The 1,495-nt window shown below is 62.5% G+C and carries 1 protein-coding gene; it reads left to right on the top strand.

Annotated features, from left to right (window positions below; all coding sequences use genetic code 11):
- Nucleotides 1–266: 266 nt before the first annotated feature.
- Nucleotides 267–1,495: calcium-binding protein (locus PVW46_RS13350; protein WP_274576160.1), on the top strand; the 1,229-nt coding region annotated here is incomplete at its 3' end.

The following is a 1,495-nucleotide window of genomic DNA, read 5'->3' as shown; positions in this document are numbered from 1 at the left end:
CGCGTGGCCAATGTCACCGGACTGACGGCGGACGACTTCGTGCTTTGATCCCCTCCCCACTGCCGGGTGACGTAAGACAGGCCCCTGCGGGGGCCTGTTCGGTTCCGGACGTTGGGGATTCGTGCCCGTTGCCCTATGATGGCACGCATTCACCAGTGCCCCCCTGCCCTTTCGCGCGCTCTGCTGGCGCATTTTTTTAAGGGGTCCTGCCACAAGGCCGGGCGCTCGAAGGGCGTTAGTCCCGGCATTTTTCAAGGGAACCGATCATGACACTAGTGTTTCAGAACGTAAGCCAGAACAGCGGCGTGACCGTCAACAACGGCGACACCCTGGCCATTCGCGATTTCGTCGACCTTTATTCGGCCGGAACGATTGTCACGCTGTCGAGCGGCACCAGCACAACCGGCGTTGTGAACGATGGCGATCTCTACGGCTATCTTGTCTTCAACGTGAATTCGGACCATTCACGGATCGTCAACAACGGCACTGTCTCGGCCATCATTTCCGACGGCAACACCGGCGAGGCTTTCAACCTTGGCGGGGCCGGAGGAATTCACAGACTGACGAACTTCGGCACCATCACCGCTCAGGGTTCCCTGCTGGCCACCTACGAGGCGACCGGGCCGGTCACCATCGTCTTTACCAACCACGGCGAGGCGTTCACGGATTCCCAGATCCTCACCACTCTGCGCGCGAACCTGAACAGCTTTTACCTGAACAATGCCGGATTCCTCGCCGGCGGCACATTGGACATGGCCGGGGGATTCCTGGCTCGGCTCATGAACACCGGCACGCTTCATTCCAGTTTCATCGACATGGATGCGACATCCGGCGCGACACTGGTCAATCACGGCATCATCGCCGATGAGAATGACCCCACGACGGTCCTGACCAGCAGCGTTGGAGACACCGTCGTCAACTCCGGCGTGATCACCGGGAACCTCAACCTGTTGAACGGCAACGACCGCTACGAAGCCCTGAACGCAGGCATCGTTTCCGGCGGTATCCAAGGCTCGAACGGCAACGACACGATTTCCGGCGGCAGCGGCGATGATAGCCTGGCCGGCGGCAACGACCAGGACCTGCTGGTGGGCCGGGACGGAGAAGACACGCTGGAGGGCGGTGCCGGGTTCGACACGCTGCTGGGCGGCAATGGCAACGATCTGCTGGACGGTGGCAATAACAACGACACGCTGAACGGCAACGCGGGCAACGACACGTTGAACGGTGGCTTCGGCAACGACCTTCTCGTCGGACAGCAGGGCGAGGACCTGCTCGAAGGCGGCCCCGGCAACGATACGATGGATGGCGGCGCGGACAACGACGTGCTCGAAGGCGGTGCGGACAACGACATCCTGCGCGGTCGGGCGGGCGAAGACGCCCTGGCCGGCGGCCTGGGAAGGGACCTGCTGACCGGCGGGCAGGATGCGGACATCTTTGTCTTCCGCAGCGCTGCCGAGACCGTGGTCGGCGCCAACCGCGACCAGATCCTGGA

This window comes from Mameliella sp. AT18 (assembly GCF_028807275.1).
Lineage (GTDB): Bacteria > Pseudomonadota > Alphaproteobacteria > Rhodobacterales > Rhodobacteraceae > Antarctobacter > Antarctobacter albus.
The sequence above is the reverse complement of the archived record's forward strand: the minus strand, read 5'-3'. Positions and strand labels throughout refer to the sequence as shown.